Here is a 24,565-nt window from a genome sequence, read left to right on the forward strand (position 1 = left end):
GGTTTCCAACAATAGAGAGGAATAGCTATGTTTGAACTGCATCCGCAATTAAGAAAAGATACGGTCACTGTGGGCCAGTTTAAGTTGTCGCTTATCCTTCTGCATAAGGATGCTAACTACCCCTGGTGTATTTTGGTTCCCAAGCGCGCCAATGTGCGGGAAATTCATCATTTATCCGAAGAAGACCAGATATCCCTGATTCGAGAGTCCTGTCATCTGTCCGAAGTGATGACGTCTATTTTTGCTCCTACAACGATGAATATTGCGGAGTTAGGCAATATTGTCCCTCAGTTACATGTTCATCATGTGGCACGCTACGAAAACGACGCAGCATGGCCGAAAGCTATCTGGGGTTACGCTGATCCAAAACCCTATGAGCCGGAAGTGATGGAAGAGCGGTTAAGTCGTTTGCATGACTCTTTAGTTGGCGAGGGATTTGAGGCTCATTGTGGTGTCAGTGACGAAGACACCGTAAACCCAGGTTTTACTCCCTGATATGTAATGAGCATTCGCTATCTGCTGTTGTTGATTGCCCTGCTGGCTGCAAACGGGTGGGGGCAGTCGCATGATCCGCTTATTGTGCGGGTGCCTGCTCCGCAAGAGCAAACGCTGGACGCCAGTTACAATTATTTTACCGGTCTTTTGCAACTTGCTCTGGCGAAAGGTGCAGGCTCCGAGTGGCATCTGTCCACGGTCAGTTCAAATAATATGTCCCAGGCGCGAATGCTACGTCAAATTCAGCTGGAAAATAAGATTGATATCTATTGGGCTGGCACTTCAATTAAACGCGAAAAAGCGTTGCACGCAATCCGCGTTCCTTTACTCAAGGGGTTGCTGGGTTTTCGCGTTGCCATAATGCATAAGAGTGTCGAGGGGCATTACCAGAGTATTAATAATGCCAAGGCTTTTTACCGTCTAAAACCATGTCAGGGGGCGGATTGGCCGGATTCAGATATTCTTGAGCATTCGGGGTTCAGGGTTATTCGTAACCCCAGTTTGAAAGGAATGTACGAGCAGGTGAGTATTATGCGCTGCCATTTTTTCCCCAGGGGAATTCATGAGGTGGAGGCAGAATATTCCGCTGTTATTCAGCGTTATCCAAATTTAAAGCTGAATAAATCGCTCATAATTCACTACCCATTCCCAATGTATTTTTTTGTTAATAAGCATAATGATGCTTTAATCGATGTGGTTAGACGTGGCCTGGAGCTAGCCATTGATGATGGCTCCTTTGAGTATTACATGCGCACAAGCGACGTGACAAAACACCTGTTTCCACTGGATAGCTGGATTCATGCACGATATCTGGAACTGAAAAATCCGTTTCTTCCCGCAGATACCGATACACATAACCCAAGGTACTGGATTCAATATGATGCGAGCGAGGATGAGTTGATTCGGTAAAAAAGGAGGGGAAGAGAAGGAGGCGACTCAGGCTGGCCGCCTCGCATAGAGGTCTTACTCGGCCATTTCTTTAAGTTTTTTCAATGGGCGAATTTTAACTTGAATGCTGGCTGGTTTAGCTGCAAATGTGGTTTCTTCACCAGTGAATGGGTTGATACCTTTACGTGCTTTACGAGCAGGTTTTTTCACAGTGACAACTTTCATTAGGCCAGGAAGAACGAACTCACCACAGGCGCGTTTTTTGATATGGCCTTCGATGATGTCGCTAAGCTCATCAAATACTGCTTGAACTTGCTTGCGAGATAGCTCTGTGTTCTCGGCGATTTGGGTTACGATTTGAGTTTTGGAATAACGCTCAGAGATTGCTTTGATTTTATTTGCTGGTGCTGCAGCTTTAGCAGCAGCTTTTTTTGCAGGAGCTTTCTTTGCAGGAGCTTTCTTCGCAGTGGTTTTTCTAGCGGCCATATAAACCTCGATTGTATCTTTGTCTTTATAGAGTGTTTGAACAGGCGCAGGCAGTTGTTTTATTGCTTTTGCGACGAAGCAAAAGCTGTTTTTAGCTGCCCTGGATGCGCTTGGCTTATATATAGATGAATCAGCTTTTAGCAGCAACATAAAAATGCGTGAAAACCGCACTTTTTTGCGATCTGCCGGTTTTTTCGTCAGTCTCATGTATTGGTCGAACAAAATTACATCAGTTGTTCTAAACCGACTTCTAAAACAACCGGTCTGTCAAGAGTGTAGCAGAGAGGGTATAATGCCCCGCCTTTTTTTACGGCATGTCGCCAAAAAAGGCGGTTTTTTACTGTGTTAACTCCATTTTGACAGAATTAAGGTGGTATGACTTATGCCAATTTATGAGTACCGTTGCGATGCTTGTGAGCATGAGTTGGAGGCATTGCAAAAAATGAGTGATGGACCATTGGTCGATTGCCCTGTGTGTGAAAAGCCCGAATTAAAGAAAAAGATTTCAGCGGCCGCATTTCGATTGAAAGGCGGCGGATGGTATGAGACAGACTTTAAAAAGTCTGGGGATAAGAAAAAGAACCTGGCGGGAGATAAAGATTCTTCTTCCAAGTCAGCTTCTACACCATCAAAAAAAGACAGTCAGTCCGGTGCTGCTCAGCCCTCATCTGGCTCCCCTAGTTAATAGTTTTACAGGAACAAGACCATGCGTAGTGTCTACTGTGGTGTGTTAAACGCCTCTAATATTGATCAAGAAGTTACTCTTTGCGGCTGGGTTGACCGTCGTCGGGATCACGGTGGGGTGATATTTGTCGACCTTCGTGATCGTGAAGGGATTGTTCAGGTGGTGTTTGACCCAGATGGCCAGGACAACTTTGCCTTAGCTGATAAGGTTCGCCCTGAATATGTGCTTAAGGTAACTGGTAAGGTTCGCGCCCGCTCCGAAGCGACAGTAAACTCGAACATGGCAACCGGTGAAATTGAAGTGTACGGGACAGCCTTGGAAATCCTGAATAGTTCTGAAACGCCTCCCTTTCAGTTGGATTCGCATACTAATGTGGGTGAAGACGTTCGTCTTACCTACCGTTATCTGGATCTTCGTCGTGGTGAGATGCAGCAAAACCTGCGTTTCCGTTCCAAGGTAACAAATGCGATTCGTAACTATCTGGACGACAATGGCTTTCTGGATATCGAAACACCAATCCTGACTCGTGCTACCCCAGAAGGTGCGCGCGATTATTTAGTACCTTCCCGTACTCATGAAGGCAAGTTTTTTGCCTTACCGCAGTCACCACAGTTGTTTAAACAATTGTTGATGGTTTCCGGGTTTGACCGTTATTACCAAATCGCCAAGTGTTTTCGTGATGAAGATTTGCGGGCGGATCGTCAGCCAGAGTTTACCCAAATCGATATTGAAACCTCGTTTATGAATGACGAGGAAATCATGTCTGTAACTGAAGGCATGATTCGTAAAGTATTCAAGGATCTAAAAGGTGTGGACTTGGGTGAATTCCCGCGCATGCCTTATGCCGAAGCCATGGAAAAATACGGCTCGGATAAGCCGGATCTGCGTATTCCATTGGAAATGGTTGAAGTTAAAGATCTGATGGCCGGTGTCGAATTCAAAGTATTTGCCGGTCCAGCTAAGGATCCCAAAGGTCGCGTAACCGCTATGCTAGTGCCAAAAGGCGGTGAAATTCCTCGCCGTACTATCGACGCCTACACCAAGTTTGTCAGTATTTATGGGGCGAAAGGTCTGGCTTACATTAAGGTTAATGATAAATCTGATCTTGAAGAGGGATTGCAGTCCCCAATCGTTAAGCATTTGGGGCCGGATGTTTGTAAAGCAATTCTGGATCGTGTTGGTGCTGAAAATGGTGACCTTATCTTCTTTGGTGCCGATAGTCATAAAGTGGTTTCTGAAGCCTTGGGTGCGTTGCGTTGTAAGTTGGGTGAAGACCTCAACTTATACACCTGTGAGTGGGCGCCGCTTTGGGTGGTTGATTTCCCAATGTTTGAAGAAACAGATAATGGTGCGCTAACTTCGTTGCACCATCCGTTCACGGCACCAGCTTGTTCACCAGAAGAATTAAAATCAAACCCGGCACAAGCAAACTCCATTGCTTACGATATGGTGTTGAATGGCACTGAGTTGGGTGGTGGTTCTGTTCGTATTCACGATCAGTCTATGCAGCAAGCGGTATTTGAAGTGCTTGGCATAGCTGAAGAAGAGCAGCGAGAGAAATTTGGCTTCCTGTTGGATGCATTGAAATACGGTGCGCCGCCTCACGGTGGTTTGGCGTTTGGTTTGGACCGCTTGATCATGCTTATGACTGGAGCGAGTTCTATTCGTGACGTGATTGCGTTCCCCAAAACACAAACTGCAGCCTGTGTTATGACGGATGCACCCGGTGAAGTGGATAAAGTTCAGTTGGATGAATTGCACATACGAAAAAAAGCCAAGCCTCAAGTTGCTGCGGGCGCGGAAAAGTCTGAATAAAGCTTTAAAAAATCAGACAAAACGAAAAAGGTTTTTGTTGAGGAGGCACGATGGCAGGCCACAGTAAATGGGCAAACACCAAACATCGTAAAGCTGCGCAAGATGCAAAGCGCGCAAAAATTTTTACCAAAATTATCCGGGAATTAACGGTTGCTGCAAAATCAGGCGGCAACCCGGATGATAACCCCAAGTTGCGGGCAACTATTGATAAGGCGTTGGGTGCGAACATGAAGCGCGACACCATCGATAAAGCAGTAGCTCGTGGTGCAGGTGGTGGTGACGATGGTAATTACGATGAGATTACCTACGAAGGTTATGGTGTTGGTGGCGTTGCTGTGATTGTTGAGTGCTTGACGGATAACCGCAATCGAACCGTGTCGGAAGTGCGTCATGCGTTTTCCAAGCGTGGTGGTAATTTGGGAACCGACGGTTCTGTTGCTTATCTGTTTTCCCGTAAAGGGCAAATTAGTTTTGCAGAAGGTGCCGATGAAGAGCAAATTATGGAGGCGGCGCTGGAGGCCGGAGCGGAAGACATCGTTACCAATGATGACGGTTCAGTCGATGTGTTCACTGAGTTTGAAGAATATCTCAGTGTTAAGGATTCGATGATGGCTAGTGGTTTGGAGCCCGCGTCTTCAGAGATCACAATGGTTCCGTCAATCATGGTTCCAATTACCACTAAAGAGGATGCTGAAAAGACCATGGCATTGGTGGATATGCTGGAAGACCTTGATGATGTTCAGAACGTTTATACCAATGCGGATATCGATGAGTCGATATTGGCAGAGTTCGAATAGTTTGTAATATGGGCCCTGCGTAGCGGGGCCTTGTTTTAAGCGCCGGTATGGCCGATATCTTGATTGGCTTTTTGTCTTTTCTGCTCGTTTTCCTTACGAGTTATTTTCTCGCCAAGCTGAATGTTAGCTGTTACGCTTTTTTGACACATTTTTGTTGATTAGGTGGTATGGGTAGTTTCGTTGGTACGTTAACCGTTGATCTTGATGCAGTTGCAGCAAATTGGTTGCAGTTGAAGTCATATGTTGGTCCTGCTGAATGCGGTGCAGTGGTAAAGGCGAACGCTTATGGCTTGGGAGTTTCTCAGGTTTCCAGGGTGTTGTATCGCTCAGGCTGTCGCACTTTCTTTGTTGCAAATATACAAGAAGCGATTGAGCTTAAATGCATTCTCAGTGCGGATGATATCCGTGTTTTTGTGCTGTCCGGCTGTGCCTCTGGTGATGAGCTTTTGTTTGTCGAGCAAGGTGTCAGTCCGGTAATTATTTCGATGGAGATGTTGCAGCGTTGGTCTGCAGTGTGTCGTCAAAGCTCAAATACCTTGTTGCCAGAAGCAGCGTTAAAGATAAATACCGGTATGACACGTCTTGGGCTGGATCTTGACGAGTTAGAAGCTCTGCTTGCTTCTTCGGATGAGTCTCAAGCTTTATTGGAGGGTGGCAATATTCGAGTGTTGTTGAGCCACTTTGCTTGTGCCGACGAAGTTGGGCATGAGCTAAATACAGTTCAGATAGCGCAATTTGCTAAAGCGGTCGAAATACTGAAAAAAAGAATTCCTGATCTTAGGGCGAGCCTGGCGAATTCTTCTGGTATTTATTTAGCGCAGAAACCTCACTGGGATATTGTGCGTCCTGGGGTCTCTTTATACGGTGGTAACCCCATTCCAGGAAAGGCCAATCCAATGCGTTCGGTCGTGAATTTAAGTTTGCCTGTTCTTCAGGTCAGGTATGCGCCTAAGGGGGCGAATATCGGTTATGGTGCAACCGCGATTTTAAGTTCGGATAGAGTGTTGGCTGTTGTGGCTGGAGGTTATGCGGATGGCCTTTTTCGTTCTTTAAGTAATAAAGCGGTGGGCGTAATGTATGTGCAAGGCTTGCCTGTGCGTGTTCCTCTTGTGGGGCGGGTGTCGATGGACAGCAGCATTTTTGATGTCACTGAAGTTGCTAACCAGGCTTCTGTTGCGGTTGGCGATAGCATTGAAATACTCGGGAAGCAACACGGTGTGGATGATTTGGCCGAATCTGCCAATACGATTAGTTACGAAGTTTTAACTTCATTGGGTGCCAGATATAAGCGTACCTACCTGTCTGAAGGTGGTGATGTGTGAGCACCAAAATAAATTCTTCTCAAATTGCGTTGCTGAATATTCTTGCGGATGGAGAGTACCATTCGGGAGAAGGTTTGGGGGCGGCTTTGTCAGTCAGTCGTGCTGCCGTCTGGAAAAACCTGCAAGCGCTTGCTGATTTTGGTATCTCCGTTCAAAGTCATAAAGGCTTGGGTTACAGAATTGAGGGTGGTTTGGATCTTATTGATATGTCGGCGGTGCTGGCGGACATTGATCCTGAATATCAGGTGTTGCTTGAAGGTAGTGTCATCGAGCCCGTGTTGGATTCGACGAATAGCTATTTAATGGATTTTATTGCGTCCAATAAGCCGGAAAAAGGGAAGCTGTGTATCGCCGAATATCAAAGTAGTGGGCGTGGAAGACGCGGACGAGTATGGCAAAGTCCTTACGCCAGCAATATTTATATGTCCCTTGGTTGGCGGTTTCAGCAAGGTGTGGCTGCGCTGGAAGGGTTGAGTCTGGCGGTGGGTGTGGCGATATGTGAGGCTTTGGAGGCCTTGGGTGTTGATGGTGTCGCGCTTAAATGGCCCAACGATGTTCTGTATCACAATAAAAAGCTGGCTGGTATCTTGTTGGAAATGTCGGGAGATGCCAGTGGTGAGTGCTATGTTGTGGTGGGTGTGGGATTGAATGTAAAAATGACAGATGACCAAGCGCTGCAAATCGACCAGCCTTGGGTCGATCTCGACACCATCATTTGTGAACAGGGTCTTGCTGCACGAGGCCGGGGGCTACGGGGAAGAGTGGTGTCTTTGTTGTTAAACCGGTTGCTGCCGTTGTTGGACAGTTATGAGTCTGCTGGTTTTGTCGCTTATCGTGATGCCTGGGAATCGCGACATGCCTACCGCGCCGCGCCGGTGAAGCTGATAACGCCTTCAGGAGAAGTGGATGGCTTGGCCTTGGGGGTGACGGATACAGGGGGGTTGCGTCTTTCTACAGAGCAGGGTGAAAAAGTTTTTATCGGTGGGGAAGTGAGTTTGAGAGGAGTGGTGTAGTGCATTTGCTCATTGATGCGGGGAATACAAGAATTAAATGGCGTGCGGTGGAGTCTTTCGGTGCTGTTGGCGAAAGCTATGCAGGAGCGTTTCCCACGTCTGTTGATAAAGTTGGTGACGAGCTGAAGTTGGTGTTGGCTCAGTGCAGTGTGGAGCGTTTCCGGTCGGTAGCGCTGTCCAATGTGGCTGGGGTGGAAATCAGGGACGCTGTCGAAAGCTGGTGTCAGGAGCACGCGGATGCCCCTCTCTTTGTGGCTGAGGTGGAGTCAATTTCCGGTTTGGTCAAGCCGGCCTATAAAGTGCTGGCAAATCTTGGGGTCGATCGATGGCTTGCTATGCTTTCCGCATACGAGCAGCGAGATGGTTCCTGTTGTGTGTTGAGTGTGGGGACCGCAGTAACGGCTGACTTTATTTCTTCCGATGGTGAGCATATGGGCGGGGTGATTGCGCCGGGTGTAGCACTGATGATGTCCTCATTGTTTGATAATACTCGGCAGGTAAAGCCAGTTTCGTTAAAGGTGCCGCAGATCTGGGAGCTGGGTTGCGATACCTTGCCCTGTGTTGAAAATGGTGTTGCAGCGATGTTGCAGGGGTTTGCTGCACAAATTGCGCAGGAAGGTCACGACTTGGGGATAAAAACGGTCTTTGTTGCTGGTGGGGATGCTATGAAAATATTGTCCTGGTTGGAGTCCGCCGGTATGCGTTGTGTTCATGACGATCTTTTGGTGATTAAAGGGCTTCAGGCTCTGGTTGTTTATAAACAAAAAGGCCTTGAGGCCAAAGTTAAGGTGTAGCATGCGGTGGATTTTTATCAGCTTGATGGTTGCCAATCTGGCGGTATTCGCTTGGGGAATGGTTTTCGATTCTGATGAGCATGCTAGTCAGCCGGCCAGAAAATTAGCCAAAAGAGATCCGTTTCCCAATATCGATGAAATTAAACTGTTGTCCGAAGTGGATATCCCGGCGGCACCGGTAGATATGGCTGCTGATGAATTGTCTGAGCTCTCTGGTCCTGAAGTAATTGAGAAGCCCTCAAAGCCTATTTGTGAAATTGTCGGGGCTTTTCCTGGGCGTGAGCAGGCGGATAATTTTGTTGAGCGATTAAGAGCCTATGATGTGCAGTCCGAACTGAAGGAGCTGGATTTACCTGTTGGCGAGGGGTATTGGGTGTATCTCGAGCCTGAAGCAACTCGCAAAGAGGCGTATCGTCGTTTGAGCGAAATTCAAGCTCGAGGTGTTGATAGTTATGTGATCCCCAAGGGGGAGTTGGAGAATGGGATATCTCTGGGGGTGTACAGTAAAGAATCGCTTGCTCAAGACCGTTTTAAGAAGATGAAAGCGCTTGGGTTGGAGCCCAAATTTAAAACCATTGAAAGGACGCAACGGGAGTTTTGGGTGATGCTAAAGCATGGGGAAGGCTTAAAAATGAGCAATTTGTCATGGGAAAGAGTGATTGGAGAAGAAAAATCGCTCCAACGGAGACAAAATTTTTGTTTAGATGTTGCTTCGCAGGACAACTTTCACTAGAATCCCGCCTCCACATTGAGAGACGAGCTTAGAAATGTCTTTTGAAGTGGCTAAGGGCTGGTGTAGCTCAGTTGGTAGAGCAGCTGACTTGTAATCAGCAGGTCGTAGGTTCGACTCCTATCACCAGCTCCATTTTTTCTTAAAGTAGCTTTCAATAAGCTGCTTTAGCGCAGGGGTTCCCGAGTGGCCAAAGGGATCAGACTGTAAATCTGACGCGCAAGCTTCGGTGGTTCGAATCCACCCCCCTGCACCATATTTTAAAAGATGCGTTCCGCATCTTTTTTTTAAGTGTCGCAAACGCGATAGTTTGCGGGCGTAGTTTAGTGGTAGAACCTCAGCCTTCCAAGCTGATGATGCGGGTTCGATTCCCGCCGCCCGCTCCATTTTTTTTATCCAGGCAACAATAAAAATACACCTGGAGTAGAGTTTATTTTTAACTTGGTCTTGATGCTAAGTTGGATAGTGCTCATATAGCTCAGTCGGTAGAGCACTTCCTTGGTAAGGAAGAGGTCACCGGTTCAAATCCGGTTATGAGCTCCACTATTTTTTGGCTGAAGAGTTTTTCTTTGGTTTATTTGAACTTAGGTATTGTAAAAGTAACACTTTAGAAAGGTCCCAATCGAGGAGACGCTCGCTATGGCAAAGGAAAAATTTGAACGTAATAAACCCCACGTAAACGTAGGTACTATTGGTCACGTTGACCACGGTAAAACGACTTTGACAGCGGCACTGACGCGCGTATGTGCAGAAGTGTGGGGTGGAACAGCTGTAGCATTTGATGGTATTGATAATGCGCCAGAAGAAAGAGAGCGTGGTATTACTATTGCGACGTCTCACGTTGAATACGACTCGCCAACTCGCCACTACGCGCACGTAGACTGCCCAGGGCACGCCGACTATGTTAAAAACATGATCACTGGTGCTGCTCAGATGGACGGTGCTATTTTGGTATGTGGTGCAACTGACGGTCCAATGCCACAAACTCGTGAGCACATCCTTCTTTCTCGTCAGGTAGGTGTACCTTACATCGTTGTATTCTTGAACAAAGCTGACCTTCTTGCAGAAGACTGTGGTGGTGTTGATTCAGAAGAATACGCAGAGATGCTTGAGCTAGTAGAAATGGAACTGCGTGAGTTGCTAGACACTTACGAATTTCCTGGTGACGACACACCAATCATTGCGGGTTCTGCATTGATGGCGCTTAACGGTGAAGACGATAACGAACTAGGTACTTCCGCGGTTAAGAAATTGGTTGAAACGCTAGACGAGTACATTCCTGAGCCAGAGCGTGCTATCGATGGTGACTTCATCATGCCAATCGAAGACGTATTCTCAATTCAAGGTCGTGGTACGGTTGTAACAGGTCGTGTTGAGCGCGGTATCGTTAAAGTGGGTGAAGAAGTTGAGATTATTGGTGTTAAAGAGACCACAACTACAACAGTAACCGGCGTTGAAATGTTCCGTAAGCTTCTAGACGAAGGCCGTGCAGGTGAGAACGTTGGTGTTCTTCTTCGTGGTACCAAGCGTGATGAAGTGGAGCGTGGTCAAGTATTGGCTAAGCCAGGTTCGATCACTCCTCACACTAAGTTCGAAGCTGAGGTTTACGTACTATCTAAAGATGAAGGTGGTCGTCACACGCCATTCTTCAAAGGCTACCGTCCACAGTTCTACTTCCGTACAACTGACGTAACGGGTGCTTGTGAGCTACCTGAAGGCGTAGAAATGGTAATGCCAGGTGACAACATTCAAATGTCAGTAACCTTGATCTGCCCAATTGCGATGGACGAAGGTCTACGCTTTGCGATCCGCGAAGGTGGTCGTACAGTGGGTGCGGGTGTTGTTGCTAAGATCATTGAATAATCTTTTTGCACAGTTTGAAGGCCGAGTCTGTTAAGATGTCGGCCCTTCTTGTGTAGAGGGTTTTTATAATCCGCCTTTGGGTGGAATTACAGGCCAGTAGTTCAATTGGTAGAGCGTCGGTCTCCAAAACCGAAAGTTGGGGGTTCAAGTCCCTCCTGGCCTGCCATATTTGAGGGTGTCCTCATTGCTGAGAGGCATTAGTTATAGCTGATTAGAGAAAAAAAATGAACGCTAAAGTAGAAGCAGCAGAGTTCCGGTTAGATCCACTGAAATGGTTGTTAGTGGCTGTTTTGGTGTTGGGCGGAGCATTTGCTAACGCATATTATGGTAGCCAGGTTGCGCTGCTGTATAGAGTGTTGGCGCTTGTTGTTGTTGGTGCTATGGCTGTGTTTGTTGTGATAAACACAGAAAAAGGCAGCGCTTTAGTTTCTCTCTTAAAGGCTTCTCAGTTGGAGGTTCGTAAAGTTGTTTGGCCATCTCGTCAAGAGACTGTGCAGACGACTTTGATAGTGGTGGCTGTAATCATTGTTATGGCTATAATTCTTTGGCTCCTGGATATGGGGCTTGGTTACATTGCATCACTTATTATTGGTTAAAGGTTAATTGCGCATGGCAAAGCGTTGGTACGTTGTACACGCATACTCCGGTTATGAAAAGAAAGTAGCCGCTGCGATTAAAGAGCGTATTGAATTAAACAATATGCAAGACATGTTCGGTGAAGTACTTGTTCCCACCGAAGAAGTTGTCGAAATGCGTGGTGGTCAGAAACGTAAGTCCGAGCGTAAATTTTTCCCTGGCTATGTGTTAGTTCAAATGGAACTAACAGATGACGCATGGCACTTGGTGAAGGAAACGCCTAGAGTTATGGGGTTTATTGGTGGCAAAGCGGATCGTCCAGCGCCAATTACAGATAAAGAGGCGGAGCTGATTCTTCAGCGTGTAGATGACTCTGCCGAGAAACCCAAGCCTAAAACATTGTTTGAGCCAGGTGAGATGGTTCGAGTTATTGACGGTCCGTTCAATGACTTTAATGGTGTGGTTGAAGTGGTAAATTATGAGAAAAACCGTTTGCAAGTCGCGGTACTCATATTCGGTCGCTCAACCCCAGTTGAGTTGGAGTTTAGTCAGGTTGAAAAAGCCTAGCCGGCCAACTAAATTGAAATCTAGCTACAGAATAAGCTAGTAAAACTCATTTCTTTGCTCTCTTTCGTTTATGCGGAAGAGGGCTTTTCGCGTCTTTGTAAATGCGACATCGTTACAAAGACAGGGGAGCCAGAGACGGAAAGTTTGCCGCTTTCCCGAGGCGTTACAACCCAATAACGGGAGTAATAGAGTATGGCAAAAAAAATTGAAGCTTACATTAAGCTGCAAGTAGCAGCCGGTCAAGCTAATCCAAGTCCACCCGTTGGTCCAGCGTTGGGTCAGCATGGTGTGAACATCATGGAATTCTGTAAAGCGTTTAACGCGCAAACTCAAGGTATGGAGCCAGGTTCTCCAGTCCCTGTAGTGATTAGCGTTTATAGTGATCGTAGCTTTACCTTCACCATGAAAACTCCTCCTGCTGCTTTCTTATTGCGTAAAGCAGCGAAGATCAAAAAAGGCAGTGGTACACCAAATACCAATAAAGTTGGTAAGGTGACGCGTGAGCAGTTGGAAGAAATTGCAACGTTAAAAATGCCTGATTTGACTGCCTCCGATATGGATGCAGCTGTTCGTACTATTGCAGGTAGTGCGCGTAGTGCCGGTATCGAAGTGGAGGGCGTGTAACATGGCGAAGTTATCAAAACGTCAAAAACTAATTCAAGAAAAAGTTGATTCAACAAAACAGTACGGCATAAACGAGGCAGTTGCGCTATTAAAAGAGCTTTCAACTGTTAAGTTTGGCGAGACTGTTGATGCAGCTGTAAACCTGGGTATTGATCCTCGTAAATCTGACCAGGGTGTTCGTGGTGCGACCAGCCTTCCTCACGGTACGGGTAAAGACGTACGTGTTGCTGTATTTACTCAAGGTGCAAATGCTGACGCTGCAAAAGAAGCAGGTGCTGAATTTGTCGGTATGGAAGATCTTGCTGATCAAATCAAGGGCGGCATGATGGACTTTGATGTTGTTATCGCAGATCCTGCAGCTATGCGTGTTGTTGGTCAACTTGGTCAAGTGCTTGGTCCTCGTGGCCTTATGCCTAACCCAAAAACTGGAACCGTAACGCCTAACGTTGTTGAAGCAGTACAAAATGCTAAAGCCGGTCAGGTTCGTTACCGTGCAGACAAGGGCGGTATTATCCACGGCGGTATCGGCAAGATTTCTTTTGAGCCAAATGCGATTAAAGAAAACTTGGAAGCGCTCGTTGCTGATTTGAAAAAAGCAAAACCTGCGTCAGCCAAAGGCGTGTACTTAAAGAAAATTTCTTTGAGTACTACTATGGGGCCAGGTCTTGCTATCGACCTTTCATCGCTCGACATCTAATTTGTTCGTTTGATGTAACAGACTTTGGGGTCTGTGCTGGTTTTCTGTATTTGAAAAAAAGCATGGGCCGTCAAAGACCGTAGGCGCTGTAACTGCAGCTTAATTGAAAAGATTTTTATTTTTTCTACCTACGCAGACGGTGTGACCCGCTCCAACTTTAGGTTGGAGGTAATCACCGAATATACACTCAATATTTCCTTCAGGAGGTGTTGAGCAACCACATAAAACGCAATTTGTTTTATGTTAAACCTATTCTTAGGAGAAAACTCGTGGCAATAGGACTCGAAGACAAAAAAGCGATTGTCGCTGATGTCCAAGAAGCTGCTAAGAGCGCTCTATCTGCAGTAGTTGCAGACTCTCGTGGTGTAACCGTGGGTGATATGACTGCTCTTCGCAAAGAGGCACGTGAGAACGGTGTTTGGGTAAAAATCGTTCGTAACACGTTGGCTCGTCGCGCAGTTGAAGGTACTGAATATGAGTGTCTAAAAGACACTTTTGTTGGCCCAACTTTAATCGCATTTTCTAACGAGCACCCTGGTGCTGGTGCGCGAATTTTCAAAAACTTCGCGAAAGAAAATCAAAAATTTGAAGTTAAAGCGGCTGCCTTCGAAGGTGAAGTGGTTGATTTGTCTATGTTGGCAAACTTGCCGACTTACGACGAGGCAATCTCGAAACTTATGAGCGTGTTGAAAGAAGCTTCTGCAGGCAAGTTGGTTCGCACTATTGCGGCCATTCGCGACCAAAAAGAACAAGAGGCTGCATAACCTTTCTGGGGTTCAGCTTTTATTTACCAAATTTAATTGAGCCGGATAAAAATATCGTAAGTGCTCTCACTGTTTAGGAATTGAGTTATGTCTCTGACTAAAGAAGATATTATCAACGCAGTTGCTGAAATGTCAGTAAAAGACGTTGTTGAATTAATCGAAGCAATGGAAGAGAAGTTCGGTGTTACTGCAGCGGCAGCAGCAGTTGTTGTTGCTGGTGGCGATGCTGCTGGTGGCGGTGCTGAAGAGAAAACTGACTTCGACGTTATTCTTGCTTCTGGTGGTGACAAGAAAGTTAACGTTATCAAGGCTGTTCGTGCTATCACTGGTCTTGGTCTTAAAGAAGCGAAAGCCCTTGTTGACGGTGCACCAAGCCCTGTTAAAGAAGGCGTTGAGAAAGGCGAAGCTGAAGAAATCAAGAAGCAACTTGAAGAAGCAGGCGCAACTGTCGAGCTTAAGTAAGTTGTTTGGCTTTCAAGCTGAAGTAAAAAAGAAAGGCTGGTGGGCATTATGCTCACCGGCCTCTTCCTGTTTATAAACAGAAGAAAACTGGCTAACTATAAAAGCCCTCTTGTACTGAAGAAGTTTTTTATAGTTGGCTAAATTAACTAAAGGACTTAGGCAATTTAGTTTTATGTACGAATGCGGCTCGGTTAACCGCCGGCTGTATGTGCTGATCAAAGTAGAGGATGAATGCTTTGATTGGTTGTAGTTAACACGGTTACACAAACAGTTTGATGCCAATTTAGCGCACAATTGTTACCAGAATTTGCCCCGTGAACACTGAGGAACACTAATGGCTTACTCATATACTGAGAAGAAACGTATACGTAAGGATTTTGGCAAGCTGCCACTTGTAATGGATGTGCCTTATCTGCTGGCTACTCAGCTAGATTCCTACAGAAAATTCACCCAAGTAGACAAGCCTGTAGACAGTCGTATTGATATTGGTTTGCATGCTGCGTTTAAGTCTGTATTTCCCATAGTGAGTTACTCCGGTAATGCAGCGCTTGAATATGTTAGTTACAGCTTGGGTAAGCCAAGTTTTGATGTCTCAGAGTGTGTGTTGCGTGGTGCAACTTACGCTGTGCCATTGCGCGTAAAAGTTCGTTTGATTATTTACGATAAAGAGTCATCGACTAAAGCGATTAAAGATATCAAAGAACAAGAAGTTTATATGGGTGAAATCCCATTGATGACTGACAACGGTACCTTCGTTATTAACGGTACCGAGCGTGTTATCGTATCTCAGCTTCACCGTTCTCCAGGTGTGTTCTTTGAACACGATAAAGGTAAAACACACTCTTCCGGTAAATTACTCTACTCTGCTCGAGTGATTCCTTACCGTGGCTCATGGTTGGATTTTGAGTTCGACCCCAAAGACCTTGTGTACGTTCGTATTGACCGTCGTCGTAAATTGCCGGCAACGATTCTTCTTCGTGCGCTTGGATACAGTACGGAAGAAATGCTGGGCATGTTCTTTGAAACCAGTAAATTTTTCCTAAGTGAAGAAGGTCTTAAGTTTGAACTTGTTCCTTCTCGTTTGCGTGGTGATGTAACCACGTTTGAAATTAAAGATGCTGATGGCAATGTGATTGTTGAGGAAGGTCGTCGTATTACCGCCCGTCACATCCGTCAAATGGAAAAATCCGGTGTTTCCGAGCTAAACGTACCGCAAGATTATTTGTTAGGTCGTGCTATAGCAAAAGATATTATCGACACAACTACAGGTGAGTTGCTGTTTGAATCCAATACCGAGATTACCGAAGACGTTATTGCTGCATTGTTGAAAGCGGGTATTAACGAATTTGAAACGCTTTACACTAACGAATTAGATTGCGGACCATTCGTTTCGGATACGTTGCGCAGCGACCCTGCGACATCTGAGTTGGAAGCCTTGGTTGAAATTTATCGCATGATGCGTCCTGGTGAGCCACCAACAAAAGAATCGGCGGAAGGTTTGTTCCAGAATCTGTTTTTCAGTCAGGAGCGTTATGACCTTTCTGCAGTAGGTCGTATGAAGTTCAACCGTCGACTTGGTCGCGGTGAAGAAACGGGTGAAGGTACGCTTTCTCGCGAAGACATCGTTGATGTTCTTAGAACCCTTATTGACATTCGCAACGGTAAAGGCGAAGTGGACGATATCGACCACTTGGGTAACCGTCGTGTGCGTTCTGTGGGTGAAATGGCAGAGAACCAATTCCGTGTTGGTTTGGTTCGTGTTGAGCGTGCGGTGAAAGAACGTTTGTCCATGGCCGAGAGTGAAGGCTTGATGCCGCAGGACTTGATTAATGCCAAGCCAGTTGCTGCCGCTGTGAAAGAATTCTTTGGTTCTTCTCAGCTGTCTCAGTTTATGGACCAAAACAACCCGCTTTCAGAAGTTACGCACAAGCGTCGTGTTTCAGCATTGGGCCCAGGTGGTTTGACTCGTGAACGCGCAGGCTTTGAGGTGCGTGACGTACACCCGACTCACTATGGTCGTGTATGTCCAATTGAAACGCCAGAAGGTCCAAACATTGGTTTGATTAACTCTTTGGCAACTTATGCCCGTACTAACAACTACGGCTTTATTGAAAGCCCGCACCGTAAAGTTGTTGACGGTAAAGTTACCGACGAAATCGAATACCTATCTGCGATTAACGAATCTAAATACGTTATCGCACAGGCGTCTGCAGAAGTTGACGCAGAAGGTCGTCTGACAGAAGACTTGGTTTCTGTTCGTTACCAAAACGAATTTAGTTTGAAAGATGCGAGCGAAGTTCAGTATATGGACGTATCGCCCCGTCAGGTTGTGTCGGTTGCAGCATCTTTGATTCCATTCCTAGAGCACGATGATGCGAACCGTGCATTGATGGGGTCGAACATGCAACGTCAGGCTGTGCCAACACTACGTGCTGAAAAGCCTGTAGTTGGAACAGGTATGGAGCGCAATGTTGCGTCTGACTCTGGTGTATGTGTTGTTGCCAAGCGTGGTGGAACCATTGAGCGTGTTGATGCGGCTCGAATCGTTGTTCGTGTTTCCGATGACGAAACCGAAGCGGGTGATGCAGGTGTGGATATCTACAACCTAACTAAATACACCCGTTCTAACCAAAATACTTGTATTAACCAGCGCCCAATTGTAAGTGTTGGTGATGCAATTACACGTGGTGACATTCTTGCTGATGGTCCTTCAGTGGACTTGGGTGAGCTGGCGCTGGGTCAAAACATGCGTATCGCATTTATGACCTGGAATGGTTACAACTTTGAGGATTCCATCTTGGTATCTGAAAACGTTGTGAAAGAAGACCGTTTCACCACTATCCACATTCAAGAGCTAACCTGTATTGCTCGTGATACCAAGCTGGGTAGTGAAGAGATTACAGCGGATATTCCAAACGTAGGTGAAGGTGCTCTATCCAAGTTGGATGAGTCCGGTATCGTTTATGTGGGTGCAGAAGTTGCTGCGGGCGATATTCTCGTTGGTAAGGTAACGCCAAAAGGTGAAACCCAATTAACTCCAGAAGAAAAACTGCTTCGTGCGATTTTCGGTGAGAAAGCCTCCGACGTTAAAGATACCTCCTTGCGTGTACCTTCTTCTGTAAAAGGTACAGTTATTGACGTTCAGGTATTTACTCGCGACGGTCTTGAAAAAGATCAGCGCTCTTTGGAAATTGAAAAGCTTCAGCTTGATCAAGTTCGTAAAGACCTTAACGAAGAGTATCGAATTGTTGAAGGTGCAACCTACGCTCGTCTGCGTTCAGTATTGGTTGGTCAAACCATCGCAAGTGGTAAAGGCGTTAAGAAAGGTGCAGACGTTACTGACGAGTTGTTGGATGAGTTGGCCAAAGAAGATTGGTTCAAAATCCGCATGGTTGAGGATGCCCTTAACGAGCAGTTGGACAAGGCTGAAGAACAGTTAGCCGAACGTCGTAAAGACCTTGATGACCGTTTCGAAGATAAAAAACGTAAGCTCGAAACTGGCGATGATTTGGCGCCTGGTGTACTTAAGATTGTTAAGGTTTACCTGGCAATTAAGCGTCGTATCCAGCCTGGTGACAAAATGGCGGGTCGTCACGGTAACAAGGGTGTTATCTCGGTGATCATGCCAGTCGAAGATATGCCTTATGACGAGAATGGCGAGCCGATTGATATCGTGCTTAACCCGCTGGGTGTACCGTCTCGTATGAACGTTGGGCAGATTCTTGAGACGCACTTGGGCTTGGCGTCGAAAGGCCTTGGTCGCAAGATTGATCAAATGATCAAAGAGCAGCGTCAAGTGTCAGACCTGAGAGCGTTCTTGAACACCATTTATAACGAAATTGGTGAGTCATATACCAAGGAAGATTTGGAAAGCTTCTCTGATAAGGAAATTATTGACCTGGCGAACAATTTGCGTGGCGGTGTGCCTATGGCAACTCGTGCGTTTGATGGTGCGAAGGAAAAAGAAATCAAGCAATTGCTGAATCTTGCCGATATGCCTGAGTCTGGTCAGATGACATTGTTTGACGGTCGTACTGGTGATGCATTTATGCGCCCGGTGACTGTGGGTTATATGTACATGCTGAAGTTGAACCACTTGGTGGATGACAAGATGCACGCCCGTTCAACCGGTTCGTACTCTCTTGTTACCCAGCAGCCTCTTGGTGGTAAAGCACAGTTTGGTGGTCAGCGCTTCGGTGAGATGGAGGTGTGGGCACTGGAAGCATACGGTGCAGCCTATACTCTGCAAGAAATGCTTACCGTTAAGTCGGATGACGTGGCGGGTCGTACCAAGATGTATAAAAACATCGTGGATGGCGATCATCGTATGGAGCCTGGAATGCCTGAATCCTTTAACGTATTGGTTAAAGAGATTCGCTCACTGGGTATTAACATTGAGCTGGAGCAGGACTCTTAATCGGTCGCGCGCCAAACTTAGAGCAAAATTAACGGTGGTGGGCACCACTTTAAAAGGGGTAGCCCACTGTGCTTAAGCACCCACTGGAGGAAAAGCCTTGAAAGACTTACTGAATTTATTGAAAAACCAGGGTGAATCTGACGAGTTCGACGGAATTCGCATCGGCTTGGCCTCACCAGAAGTGATCCGATCGTGGTCATTCGGTGAAGTAAAGAAGCCAGAGACAATTAACTATCGAACCTTCAAGCCTGAGCGCGAAGGTTTGTTCTGCGCCAAAATTTTTGGTCCAGTAAAAGACTATGAATGTTTGTGCGGTAAGTACAAGCGTATGAAGCACCGCGGTATCATCTGTGAGAAGTGCGGTGTTGAAGTGACTTTGGCAAAAGTGCGTCGTGAGCGCATGGGTCATATTGAATTGGCCTGTCCGGTTGCCCACATCTGGTTCCTGAAGTCTCTACCAAGCCGTATTGGTTTGTTGCTAGACATGACTTTGCGTAGCATCGAGCGTGTGCTTTACTTCGAATCCTACGTTGTAACAGAGCCAGGCATGACCACGCTTGAGCGTGGCCAGTTGCTAACAGATGAGCAGTACTTTGAATCGATGGAAGAGTTTGGCGACGAATTCGAAGCGTTGATGGGTGCTGAAGCTATTCAGAAATTGATGATGGACATCGACCTTGAGCGTGAAGCCCAAGAAATTCGCGATGAGATTCCTAACACGAATTCTGAAACAAAAATTAAAAAGCTTTCCAAGCGTTTGAAGTTGCTTGAGGCGTTTATCCAATCTGGTAACAAGCCAGAGTGGATGGTGATGGAAGCGCTTCCTGTTCTTCCACCTGATCTTCGTCCGTTGGTACCTCTAGATGGTGGTCGTTTTGCTACGTCTGATTTGAATGACCTTTATCGTCGTGTGATCAACCGTAATAACCGTTTGAAGCGTCTATTGGACTTGAATGCGCCAGATATTATTGTGCGTAACGAAAAACGTATGCTTCAGGAGTCTGTTGATGCATTGCTAGATAACGGTCGTCGTGGTCGTGCCATCACCGGTTCTAACAAGCGTCCATTGAAGTCGCTTGCTGACATGATCAAAGGTAAGCAAGGTCGTTTTCGTCAGAACCTATTGGGTAAGCGTGTTGACTACTCTGGTCGTACGGTAATCGTATCTGGTCCAACGTTGCGTCTTCACCAATGTGGTCTGCCGAAGAAAATGGCACTTGAGCTATTTAAGCCATTCATCTTCTCTAAGCTAGAGCTACGTGGTCTTGCTACTACGATTAAAGCTGCGAAGAAGATGGTTGAGCGAGAAGAGCCTATCGTGTGGGATATCCTGGACGAAGTGATTCGCGAACACCCTGTGTTACTTAACCGTGCACCAACGCTGCACAGACTGGGTATCCAGGCGTTCGAACCGGTTCTGATTGAAGGTAAAGCATTGCAACTTCACCCTCTCGTTTGTGCGGCGTATAACGCTGACTTCGACGGTGACCAAATGGCAGTGCACGTACCTTTGACAATCGAAGCACAGCTTGAAGCGCGTGCGTTGATGATGTCGACCAATAACATTCTATCTCCTGCATCTGGTGAGCCGATCATCGTGCCTTCTCAGGACGTGGTTCTGGGTTTGTACTGGATGACCCGTGAGCGTGTAAACGACAAGGGTGAAGGCATGGTCTTCTCTGACCATAAAGAAGTGTCCCGAGCGTTTTACGCGAAGCAAGTAGGTTTGCAAGCGCGCATTAAAGTTCGTATCCGCGATATCGTTCTTCGTGAAGATGGTGAGAAAGTAGAGTCGAACTATCTAGCAGAAACCACCGTGGGTCGTGTTCTTCTTTGGGAAATTGTGCCGGAAGGTATGCCATTTGAAATGGTGAATAAGCCCATGGTGAAAAAGTCGATTTCGGCTTTGATCAATTTCTGTTACCGCGTGGTGGGCTTGAAAGCGACCGTTATTTTCGCCGACCAATTGATGTACATGGGCTATGACTTCAGTACCAAGTCAGGTTCATCCATCGGTGTAAACGACTTTGAGATCCCAGAAAGCAAATACGGCATTATCGAAAGTGCCGAAGCTGAAGTGAAGGAAATTGAAAGTCAGTACGCCTCCGGTCTTGTGACTCATGGTGAGAAATACAACAAGGTGATCGATATCTGGTCTCGTGCCAACGACCTTGTTGCAAAATCCATGATGGAAGGTATTTCTAAAGAATCCGTCATTAACAAAAATGGCGAGGACGACGAGCAAGATTCCTTTAACTCGGTTTATATGTATGCCGATTCCGGTGCACGGGGTTCGCCCGCTCAGATTCGTCAGTTGGCGGGTATGCGTGGTTTGATGGCTCGTCCAGACGGTTCGATTATCGAAACGCCTATTACTGCAAACTTCCGTGAAGGTTTGAACGTACTTCAGTACTTCATCTCAACCCACGGTGCGCGTAAAGGTTTGGCGGATACCGCACTGAAAACAGCAAACTCCGGTTACTTGACCCGTCGTTTGGTGGACGTAGCACAAGACGTTGTGATCACCAAAATTGATTGTGGCACAGACGAAGGTTTAACCATGGCGCCGGTTATCGAGGGTGGCGATGTTATCGAATCCTTGGGTGACCGTATCCTGGGTCGTGTTGTTGCGCGTGACGTTATGCGCCCTGGTAGCGATGAGATCCTAGTTCCTGCTGGCACTATGATTGACGAAGCTTGGGTAGAGCGTGTTGAGGCCATGGGTATCGACGAGGTAATGGTGCGTTCACCGATTACCTGTGAAACCAAGTTCGGTATCTGTTCTCAATGTTATGGTCGTGACTTGGCTCGTGGTCACCGTGCCAATGTGGGTGAGGCAGTGGGCGTTATCGCTGCTCAGTCGATCGGTGAGCCGGGTACACAGCTTACGATGCGTACCTTCCACATCGGTGGAGCGGCATCTCGAGCGTCTGCGGCAGACAGTGTAGAAGTTAAGCAAGAAGGTACTATCCGCCTTCACAATATTAAAACTGTTACTCGTGAAGACGGTAATCTGGTTGCGGTTTCTCGTTCCGGTGAAATTGCTGTTGCGGATGACGCAGGTCGTGAGCGCGAGCGTTATAAAATTCCATACGGTGCGGTTATCTCTGCTAAAGATGGTGACAAAGTGGATGGTGGCGCAATTGTAGCCAAGTGGGATCCGCATACTCACCCTATGGTTGCTGAGGTTACAGGTAAGGTAGTACTTACTGGTATGGAAGATGGGCTATCTATCCGTAAGCAAACGGATGAGCTAACCGGTCTTTCCTCGATTGAGGTTATGGATCCGGCAGAGCGTCCATCAGCAGGTAAAGATCTTAAGCCAGCGGTAACGCTAGTAGACGATCAAGGTAATGAAGTGAAGTTGGCTAACTCGAATCAGCCTGCTCACTACATGCTTCCTGCCAAGTCTATTTTGAGTCTGGCGAATGGCGATACAGTAAGTATTGGTGACATTATTGCTCGTATTCCGCAAGAAGGTTCGAAGACTCGCGATATTACGGGTGGTCTACCTCGTGTTGCTGACTTGTTTGAAGCGCGTAAGCCGAAAGAGCCTTCAATTTTGGCAGAAATCTCCGGTACGGTTTCCTTTGGTAAAGAGACTAAAGGTAAGCGTCGTTTGGTGATTACTCCGCCAAATGGTGAGGTATTGGACGATGGTTCAACTCACTACGAAGTGCTGATTCCTAAACACCGTCAATTAACTGTGTTTGAAGGTGAAAATGTAACCAAGGGTGAAGTTGTATCTGACGGTCCTAGCAACCCTCACGATATTCTTCGCTTGAAAGGTGTTGAGGCCCTGGCTCGTTATATTACTAACGAAATCCAGGATGTATACCGTCTGCAAGGTGTGAAGATCAACGATAAGCACATTGAAGTTATTGTTCGTCAGATGTTACGTAAAGCAGAAATTTCCTCTATGGGAGATTCTGAGTTCATCAAAGGTGAGCAAGTTGAATACAACAATGTGTTGGAAGTGAACGAGAAGTTGCGTGCTGAATCCAGACAGCCTGCGCGTTACGAGCGTCAGTTGCTGGGTATCACCAAAGCGTCTTTGGCGACGGAGTCGTTTATTTCTGCAGCATCGTTCCAGGAAACTACCCGCGTTCTTACTGAAGCGGCAGTGACTGGTAAGATCGATAACTTGCGCGGTTTGAAAGAGAATGTGGTCGTGGGACGATTGATCCCAGCGGGTACTGGTCTGGCATATCACAGTGAACGTCGTCGCCGACGTGCGGACACTGAAGTGACGGCAGATCACGTTAGCGCAGAAGAGATCGAAGCAGCGCTAACCGAGGCGTTGAAGTCTAGCGCTTCGTAAAAAGTTGACGGGACTGGGTGGTGTCTTTACAATTCGCCACCCACCGTTATAGGTGCGGGTCGTAACAGACCCTTTGTTAAACTAGAAGAGTCCACCCTAATGCCAATTGGGGAGGGACGTTTTTTATTTTTTGGAGTAATTTTCATGGCAACGATCAACCAGTTGGTTCGTAAGCCGAGAAAACGCAAAGTTCAGCCGAGTGACGTACGTGCATTGCAAGCATGTCCTCAGCGTCGTGGTGTATGTACTCGTGTATATACCACTACACCTAAGAAGCCAAACTCTGCGCTACGTAAAGTTTGTCGTGTGCGTTTGACTAACGGCTTTGAGGTATCTTCATACATCGGTGGTGAAGGACATAACTTGCAAGAGCATAGTGTTGTCTTGATCCGTGGCGGTCGTGTAAAAGACTTGCCAGGTGTGCGTTATCACACTGTACGTGGTGCGCTGGATACTTCAGGTGTGAATGACCGTAAACAAGGTCGTTCTAAATATGGTACTAAACGTCCTAAGTAAGTCGTTTAGTTTTGCGTTAAAGCTTAAAAACCAGTAAGGCCGAGCCGCGTTTTTTGTGATTTGAGCATAAGCGAGTTTCGGACAGTCCTGAATTAAACAGAGTAGAAGTCATGCCTAGAAGAAGAGTTGTTGCTAAGCGTGAAGTATTGCCAGATCCTAAATTTGGCAATGTGACGCTAGCAAAATTTATGAACCACGTAATGATCAGTGGTAAAAAATCTGTGGCTGAGCGCATCGTGTATGGTGCTCTAGACACAGTTAAAGAAAAGCTAAACAAAGACCCATTAGAGGTGTTTGAAGAAGCTTTGGAAAACATTGCACCCTTGGTTGAGGTTAAGTCTCGCCGTGTTGGTGGTGCAACTTACCAGGTGCCTGTAGAAGTTCGTCCTGCTCGACGTACTGCATTGGCAATGCGTTGGTTGGTGGAGTACTCACGTAACCGTGGTGAAAAATCCATGCCTCAACGTTTGGCTGGTGAGCTAATTGATGCCTCACAAAACAAAGGGGCCGCCGTTAAGAAAAGAGAAGATGTCCACCGTATGGCGGAAGCCAACAAAGCCTTCTCGCATTTCCGCTTCTAATCGGAATTTAAAGGCGCAAAAAAAGGCAGCACTATTCGCTGCCTTTTTGACGTTTATATATCGACTGAAATTGAGTGTAAACGTCCAGATTTTAGTCGAAGCTGTCTCGATGGCTTTGATGTGTTATTCAAGTTATCTAATTGGGGATAAAA

General features: G+C 46.6%; 21 protein-coding genes and 5 tRNA genes. 25 read left to right on the forward strand and 1 reads right to left on the reverse strand.

Annotated elements, in window-relative coordinates; genetic code table 11:
• Window positions 1-27 precede the first annotated feature (27 nt).
• Complete coding sequence (locus tag P5V12_RS00610; protein WP_316955302.1) at window positions 28-495, forward strand: HIT domain-containing protein; 468 nt, start codon at window positions 28-30, stop codon at window positions 493-495.
• Window positions 496-501: 6 nt separating this feature from the next.
• A complete protein-coding gene (locus P5V12_RS00615; protein ID WP_316955303.1) occupies window positions 502-1,404 on the forward strand; it encodes a hypothetical protein in 903 nt (300 codons plus the stop codon).
• Between the two features lie 54 nt (window positions 1,405-1,458).
• Here P5V12_RS00615 and P5V12_RS00620 read toward each other — a convergent pair whose 3' ends face one another.
• Window positions 1,459-1,869 carry an HU family DNA-binding protein gene (locus P5V12_RS00620; protein WP_316957393.1) on the reverse strand — a complete coding sequence of 137 codons (411 nt, stop codon included), beginning with the start codon at window positions 1,867-1,869 and terminating at the stop codon, window positions 1,459-1,461.
• A 382-nt stretch (window positions 1,870-2,251) separates the two neighbouring features.
• Here P5V12_RS00620 and P5V12_RS00625 point away from each other — a divergent pair, with 382 nt between their 5' ends.
• The 23 genes from P5V12_RS00625 (at window position 2,252) to rpsG (ending at window position 24,413) form a co-directional block, all read left to right on the forward strand.
• A complete protein-coding gene (locus tag P5V12_RS00625; protein ID WP_316955304.1) occupies window positions 2,252-2,554 on the forward strand; it encodes a zinc ribbon domain-containing protein in 303 nt (100 codons plus the stop codon).
• Window positions 2,555-2,575: 21 nt separating this feature from the next.
• Complete coding sequence (gene aspS / locus P5V12_RS00630) at window positions 2,576-4,369, forward strand: aspartate--tRNA ligase (protein ID WP_316955305.1); 1,794 nt, start codon at window positions 2,576-2,578, stop codon at window positions 4,367-4,369.
• Window positions 4,370-4,419: 50 nt separating this feature from the next.
• Window positions 4,420-5,166: a YebC/PmpR family DNA-binding transcriptional regulator gene (locus P5V12_RS00635; RefSeq protein ID WP_316955306.1), complete on the forward strand. Its 747-nt coding sequence runs from the start codon at window positions 4,420-4,422 to the stop codon at window positions 5,164-5,166.
• Between the two features lie 167 nt (window positions 5,167-5,333).
• Complete coding sequence (alr, locus tag P5V12_RS00640) at window positions 5,334-6,488, forward strand: alanine racemase (protein WP_316955307.1); 1,155 nt, start codon at window positions 5,334-5,336, stop codon at window positions 6,486-6,488.
• Entirely contained in the window at window positions 6,485-7,501 is a 1,017-nt protein-coding gene (gene birA / locus P5V12_RS00645) for a bifunctional biotin--[acetyl-CoA-carboxylase] ligase/biotin operon repressor BirA (protein WP_316955308.1), read from the forward strand. The genes alr and birA overlap by 4 nt, the downstream gene beginning before the upstream one ends.
• Window positions 7,501-8,295, forward strand: a complete 795-nt coding sequence (locus P5V12_RS00650; protein WP_316955309.1) for a type III pantothenate kinase — start codon at window positions 7,501-7,503, stop codon at window positions 8,293-8,295. Before birA ends, P5V12_RS00650 begins: the two co-directional genes overlap by 1 nt.
• A gap of 1 nt (window position 8,296) precedes the next feature.
• Window positions 8,297-9,028: an SPOR domain-containing protein gene (locus P5V12_RS00655; RefSeq protein WP_316955310.1), complete on the forward strand. Its 732-nt coding sequence runs from the start codon at window positions 8,297-8,299 to the stop codon at window positions 9,026-9,028.
• Window positions 9,029-9,084: 56 nt separating this feature from the next.
• Window positions 9,085-9,160, forward strand: a tRNA-Thr gene (locus P5V12_RS00660).
• 37 nt (window positions 9,161-9,197) lie between these two features.
• A tRNA-Tyr gene (locus P5V12_RS00665) sits at window positions 9,198-9,281 on the forward strand.
• Window positions 9,282-9,337: 56 nt separating this feature from the next.
• Window positions 9,338-9,411, forward strand: a tRNA-Gly gene (locus tag P5V12_RS00670).
• 81 nt (window positions 9,412-9,492) lie between these two features.
• Window positions 9,493-9,568 (forward strand) — tRNA-Thr (locus tag P5V12_RS00675).
• A 96-nt stretch (window positions 9,569-9,664) separates the two neighbouring features.
• A complete protein-coding gene (tuf, locus tag P5V12_RS00680; RefSeq protein WP_316955311.1) occupies window positions 9,665-10,888 on the forward strand; it encodes an elongation factor Tu in 1,224 nt (407 codons plus the stop codon).
• 90 nt (window positions 10,889-10,978) lie between these two features.
• Window positions 10,979-11,054: transfer RNA gene (locus tag P5V12_RS00685), tRNA-Trp, on the forward strand.
• A 58-nt stretch (window positions 11,055-11,112) separates the two neighbouring features.
• The gene (gene secE, locus P5V12_RS00690) at window positions 11,113-11,484 is read left to right on the forward strand and encodes a preprotein translocase subunit SecE (protein WP_316955312.1); all 372 of its coding nucleotides are present in this window, start codon (window positions 11,113-11,115) and stop codon (window positions 11,482-11,484) included.
• Window positions 11,485-11,497: 13 nt separating this feature from the next.
• Window positions 11,498-12,031 carry a transcription termination/antitermination protein NusG gene (nusG, locus tag P5V12_RS00695; RefSeq protein ID WP_316955313.1) on the forward strand — a complete coding sequence of 178 codons (534 nt, stop codon included), beginning with the start codon at window positions 11,498-11,500 and terminating at the stop codon, window positions 12,029-12,031.
• Between the two features lie 192 nt (window positions 12,032-12,223).
• Window positions 12,224-12,655 (forward strand): 50S ribosomal protein L11, encoded by a 432-nt coding sequence (rplK, locus tag P5V12_RS00700; protein WP_316955314.1) that lies wholly within the window; start codon window positions 12,224-12,226, stop codon window positions 12,653-12,655.
• Window position 12,656: 1 nt separating this feature from the next.
• Window positions 12,657-13,352, forward strand: coding sequence for a 50S ribosomal protein L1 (gene rplA, locus P5V12_RS00705; protein WP_316955315.1), 696 nt, complete (start codon window positions 12,657-12,659; stop codon window positions 13,350-13,352).
• A gap of 269 nt (window positions 13,353-13,621) precedes the next feature.
• A complete protein-coding gene (gene rplJ / locus P5V12_RS00710) occupies window positions 13,622-14,116 on the forward strand; it encodes a 50S ribosomal protein L10 (protein ID WP_316955316.1) in 495 nt (164 codons plus the stop codon).
• Window positions 14,117-14,203: 87 nt separating this feature from the next.
• Entirely contained in the window at window positions 14,204-14,578 is a 375-nt protein-coding gene (gene rplL / locus P5V12_RS00715) for a 50S ribosomal protein L7/L12 (protein WP_316955317.1), read from the forward strand.
• Between the two features lie 334 nt (window positions 14,579-14,912).
• A complete protein-coding gene (gene rpoB / locus P5V12_RS00720) occupies window positions 14,913-18,995 on the forward strand; it encodes a DNA-directed RNA polymerase subunit beta (RefSeq protein WP_316955318.1) in 4,083 nt (1,360 codons plus the stop codon).
• Window positions 18,996-19,092: 97 nt separating this feature from the next.
• Window positions 19,093-23,316: a DNA-directed RNA polymerase subunit beta' gene (rpoC, locus tag P5V12_RS00725; RefSeq protein WP_316955319.1), complete on the forward strand. Its 4,224-nt coding sequence runs from the start codon at window positions 19,093-19,095 to the stop codon at window positions 23,314-23,316.
• Window positions 23,317-23,460: 144 nt separating this feature from the next.
• Window positions 23,461-23,832 (forward strand): 30S ribosomal protein S12, encoded by a 372-nt coding sequence (gene rpsL / locus P5V12_RS00730; RefSeq protein WP_316955320.1) that lies wholly within the window; start codon window positions 23,461-23,463, stop codon window positions 23,830-23,832.
• A 110-nt stretch (window positions 23,833-23,942) separates the two neighbouring features.
• Window positions 23,943-24,413, forward strand: a complete 471-nt coding sequence (gene rpsG, locus P5V12_RS00735) for a 30S ribosomal protein S7 (protein WP_316955321.1) — start codon at window positions 23,943-23,945, stop codon at window positions 24,411-24,413.
• Window positions 24,414-24,565 lie beyond the last annotated feature (152 nt).

This window comes from Teredinibacter sp. KSP-S5-2 (genome assembly GCF_032773895.1).
Lineage (GTDB): Bacteria > Pseudomonadota > Gammaproteobacteria > Pseudomonadales > Cellvibrionaceae.